The sequence below is a fragment of the Mesorhizobium sp. YR577 genome (assembly GCF_900116595.1).
Lineage (GTDB): Bacteria > Pseudomonadota > Alphaproteobacteria > Rhizobiales > Rhizobiaceae > Mesorhizobium_M.
Window position 1 is genome coordinate 1 of sequence record NZ_FPBI01000061.1, and the last position, 4,079, is coordinate 4,079.

Here is a 4,079-nt window from a genome sequence, read left to right on the forward strand (position 1 = left end):
GAAAGTGTATTGCGATAATATTCGAGCTGCTTTTCCTTGTGACGCTCATCGCGCTGTGTGTAGTGAGCGACCTGGTTGTTTATGAAGACCGAACCCATGAGCAGCATCGCGCCGAGCAATCCGAGCATGACGATCAGGATATGGCCGCCGCCGAACATCGAATCCAAGCCCATCGCCCAGTTCCCTCTAAACCCGCTTCACCATACTCACCGTGATCACCATCATGGCTTCGTACCGCGCTAGGATGTGAAGACGGCGCATTCCTTCGGAAACGCATGGGTATTTGCGATTCATTAGATTTCGCTGTCCTTGAACAGGCGGTATTCCCGCTTTTCGGAGTTCCAGACGGCATTGAACATTGTTTTCGGATGCAGCTTCCAGGTTTCTATCGCTTCTCGGTCGACTTTGATTTTTCATCCGTCAATAGAAATCGATTTTGGCCATTTGTCACGGAATACATTGTCGTAGGATATCTTCACAATAAAATCCCTCTTGCCACCTTATATCAAAAAATACTCGAGAGAAAAGTAGTTGCGCCCCATAATAATTTGCTATTGCTTGCAGTTGGCGTACCATGTTTTGGTGGCCGGCCATGAAAACGGGCGCTGGTTTTTGGAAGATGCTATTGAGCTTTCGCCCTGATGCAGGAGGGAGAAGCAATGACACCTCCCCAAGTCTTTCACCCAAGCAGCTATTATCCTGATGACTTGAAGATGCTGACCCGCGTGTGCGGGCTGATGCGCATCGAACTCGGCTATGAATCAGGTGGCAAAGGCGCAAAAGTTATCGCCGACCGTGCTTTGGCTCTCTTCACCGCCGGCGTATCGGACGAAGCGGATTTGCTTCAGAAGCTGAGGCAGCAAGCGTAGGTCAAGTTCACTCGCCTCACTTTGCCCGCGCTCCGAACGAGGTAACCGGCTTTCTGCCTCGCCGATTGTCTTGTTCGGGGCTGATCTAGATCAGTATTGATCTGCTTCATCAGTGCTATTGTTGCCAATTGCTCGGCTCAATGCCGGCTGTTCGCATTGAGCAGGGCGGGGGCGTCTTGTAGCCCCGAGTTCCCCCGCTGCTCTTTTTGGAAGTTGCATCCCGCTATGAGATTTTTCTTCGATTATAGATCCAAGAACTTCTTTGTGGCGGACGAGGTTGGTATGGAACTTCCGACCCTGCGCGCCGCTGCTGGCGTTGCTGCCAAATTGCTGGCCGCTGAGGCGGAAGATTTGTTCTCCGAAACCAAACTTGCTGAGGCGTCAATAGAGGTTCGTGGCGCCCGCCGCCACGGTGCCCTGACGGTCACACTCTGCTTGTAATATTCGTTTCGAAGCAAGAGTCCGGCGAAGCTGCCGGTGTAGCCGCGCTGCTTGACGTCATTGAAACAGGTGCCGGCCGCAGCGGTTCCCATCCTTCCAGCATTGGGCGAGGAAGGCTTCGAAACACCAAGGTGATGTGGGCTTCAATGCTGCTCGCCGCCTGTCTGGGGGTGCCTTGAATTTGAGCCAATTTGCCACGCTGCGACGCTCATAGCCGGTCCGTCGGGCGATCTCGCTGTAAGTCAGACCTCCTCGCGCCAGGCATGGAGTTTCTCGAGTATTTCCTGGCGAGATTGCCTATTCGCGAGGCGGGCGCGACGGCGGTGTGTCGCAGCGTCGACGATTGCGTCCTCCGACAAGATGGCCCTGCCGGTGGCACGTCCAGAAAGGCTCATCTGTTCTTCGATGGCAGAGCGAAGATTCTGGACTAGGTGAAATCGATCGGCAACCTGTAGCGCCTGCGGTGCGACCTCGCGAACAGCCTGCGCATGCAGACCGCAGGGTCCCGTCCGGCGACTTCGATAGAAGGACGGCTCCGCAGCCACTTGGCCGCACTCTCAACGCTCCGATCGTCCAGAATGTCGATAACCGAGCGGCGCTCGAGATCAACCAAGATGGTCCCATAGCTTGTCGCCCGCCGCCAACTCCAGTCATCGATGCCGACCACTCGGACCTCGGAGTTGCGGTGACCGACCGTGGCATTCCGCTTCAATTGCCGCAGGATGGCGTCGTCGCTGACCGGCATGCCGAGCCGTTGCATCAAGCGTTCGCCAGGACGGCCGCTAGTGCTGTGGCCAAGCAGGCCAACAAACTCCCCGACTCTTCTCGTCCGGCGCGCATAAGGAGCAGCGATCATCGGCAGCCGGTCGGTGAACGTTTGTCGCTCACATTTGCGATATGAGCATCGCCAGCGGCTCAGCAGGAGCTTCACTGTCACCGGCTTGCCCTGGACTGGCAGATCCTGGAGGTCGCGGTTGGACCGGCCATGCCGCCTTCGGCTTCGCCCTCCGCAATCGGTGCAAATGCCGATTGATGCTCCGGCAGCGGAAACAACAAACCGTCATCAACATTGAGCGCGACACCCAGAATTCTGACCAGGGTCCTGCCATAGAAACTCTACTTTGTTCGAAGCTCAGGGGCGACGCTAGTTTTCTTGGGTGGCGCCGCCCCTTCATTGCCGAGAAGGGAGATGAAGAACTTTAGGACGTTCTGTACCGTGCGCTCCGCATCTTCGCCCGAAACTGCCCACTGCGTGAAGTGGCCATCAATGTACATGCGCCCCAGCCCATAGACGATGGCTCTGGCCGCTATGTGAGTCTCCGCAATATTGTCCGAGCGCAACTTCCCTTGTTGCTGGGTATCCACAATCGCTTCCTCCATGAGCGAACGTACAATCTTGTTGTCTTCGCGTAGCGACTCCGAGCCCCCCCAGTCGATGAGATTGCGTGTCGAGATGATCTGAAAGTGGGTGGGATTGTGGATCGCCCAGTGAAGGTAAGCCGACCCGATCGCGGCAAAGCGCGCCATCGGATCGTTCTGCGGAACGGCTTCAACCGCCTTGATCACCTCATCCTTGAACAGTCTCATGGCCTGTTCCGCAACGGCCGTCATCAGGGCGGTCTTGTTGGTGAAATGGCGGAATGGTGCTCCGGGCGAAACGCCTGCACGCTTGGCCGCCTCGCGCACGCTTACATTTTCGGGCCCGCCTTCCTCCACAAGCTGGACGGCGGCCTCGATTAGCGCTTCACGCAAATTACCGTGGCGGTAACTGGTGCGGCTGGGCACCTTGCCTTTTGACATCAACCCACCTTCCAATTTCCGCACGGTCACGCGGCCAAATCTAAGCAAACCGTATTGAATAAGTAATCACTGTTTACAATTGGTTCAATCCATTGTAAACAGTGATTACTAACGGATCGGAAAGAGCAGGCGATTTCGCCGCTCCCGACTCCCGGAGGGACCACCATGCTCGCCAATGTCGCAGAACAACGTGCCCCATACGCCTTGAAATTCGCAGATAGATTGGAGGCGCTGCATGTGGACAAGCTCCCCGCCAACCTGTCCACTACTACAGTCTCCAACGTCACGCTCTACCGTCTCGCGGCCACCGCCGGAATGGGCAGCGCCTTGATTCTTCTAGTCAATGCGGCCAAACGCGGCTCGCTTATTCCTGCCAGCGATCTGACGCAGCTGCTGGCGCCATTCGCCGAGGTCCTGGCGCTCGGGTTCGTGATCGGGCTGTTCATGGCATTTGGGCGCCGTGCCGGCCTGTTCGGCCTCGTCGCATTCGCCATGAACTTCATCGCGCTAGCGAGCCTAGAAGGCGTGGAAGTCGTCATCAACCTGATATTCGCGAAGCTTCCGCTGGAGACGATCGTGGAACTTCGGGCGGGGCCGCTAGGACTGATGTTGACCGTTGCCTCAATTCTGTTCCTGGTCGGCTCGCTCGCCTTCGTCGCCTCGATGTTCGCGGGAAAAGGTGTGCCGCGCATTCCGCTCATTCTCTACGCCGTTGGCGTTGTGCCGATCGCGTTCCGAGCATTCGTCCCCGAACTGGCACTTGATCTCGGTTTGGTGTCCCTTGCCGTCGCTATCGGCTGGCTGGCGGTATTCATGTGGATCAGTGCTCACACTATCGGGCACGCCGTCACCGATAGTACTTCGGGTGCACGAGCCTAGGGTTCAAACCCATTTATCGCGTTGATTTGGCGTAGCAAATCAGATTCAGGATTTCCGATCAACGGATTGGAGGCTTGGATGGGTCGGTTG

General features: G+C 56.7%; 5 protein-coding genes and 1 pseudogene. 4 read left to right on the plus strand and 2 right to left on the minus strand.

The window, feature by feature from the left end; genetic code table 11:
* Positions 1-275 precede the first annotated feature (275 nt).
* The 3 genes from BM413_RS32945 (at position 276) to BM413_RS33370 (ending at position 1,310) form a co-directional block, all read left to right on the plus strand.
* The gene (locus BM413_RS32945; RefSeq protein ID WP_139238719.1) at positions 276-596 is read left to right on the plus strand and encodes a hypothetical protein; all 321 of its coding nucleotides are present in this window, start codon (positions 276-278) and stop codon (positions 594-596) included.
* Between the two features lie 63 nt (positions 597-659).
* On the plus strand, positions 660-869 hold the full coding sequence (locus BM413_RS32265; RefSeq protein WP_091918907.1) for a hypothetical protein: 210 nt from the start codon (positions 660-662) through the stop codon (positions 867-869).
* Positions 870-1,094: 225 nt separating this feature from the next.
* Positions 1,095-1,310 carry a DUF6894 family protein gene (locus BM413_RS33370; RefSeq protein WP_175544536.1) on the plus strand — a complete coding sequence of 72 codons (216 nt, stop codon included), beginning with the start codon at positions 1,095-1,097 and terminating at the stop codon, positions 1,308-1,310.
* Between the two features lie 23 nt (positions 1,311-1,333).
* Here the strand turns inward: BM413_RS33370 and BM413_RS32270 are convergent.
* Positions 1,334-2,340: pseudogene (locus BM413_RS32270) on the minus strand (ISL3 family transposase); the annotation flags it as partial.
* 86 nt (positions 2,341-2,426) lie between these two features.
* The gene (locus BM413_RS32275; protein WP_091918908.1) at positions 2,427-3,110 is read right to left on the minus strand and encodes a TetR/AcrR family transcriptional regulator; all 684 of its coding nucleotides are present in this window, start codon (positions 3,108-3,110) and stop codon (positions 2,427-2,429) included.
* 165 nt (positions 3,111-3,275) lie between these two features.
* On the opposite strand from BM413_RS32275, the gene BM413_RS32280 reads away from it, so the two are divergent.
* Positions 3,276-3,989 (plus strand): hypothetical protein, encoded by a 714-nt coding sequence (locus BM413_RS32280; protein ID WP_210189024.1) that lies wholly within the window; start codon positions 3,276-3,278, stop codon positions 3,987-3,989.
* Positions 3,990-4,079 lie beyond the last annotated feature (90 nt).

What these genes read in the sequence shown, in the direction of transcription:
- BM413_RS32945 (WP_139238719.1), top strand. Translation starts at nt 276, where the DNA reads ATGGGTATTTGCGATTCATTAGATTTCGCTGTCCTTGAACAGGCGGTA.
- BM413_RS32265 (WP_091918907.1), top strand. Translation starts at nt 660, where the DNA reads ATGACACCTCCCCAAGTCTTTCACCCAAGCAGCTATTATCCTGATGAC.
- BM413_RS33370 (WP_175544536.1), top strand. Translation starts at nt 1,095, where the DNA reads ATGAGATTTTTCTTCGATTATAGATCCAAGAACTTCTTTGTGGCGGAC.
- BM413_RS32275 (WP_091918908.1), bottom strand. Translation starts at nt 3,110, where the DNA reads ATGTCAAAAGGCAAGGTGCCCAGCCGCACCAGTTACCGCCACGGTAAT.
- BM413_RS32280 (WP_210189024.1), top strand. Translation starts at nt 3,276, where the DNA reads ATGCTCGCCAATGTCGCAGAACAACGTGCCCCATACGCCTTGAAATTC.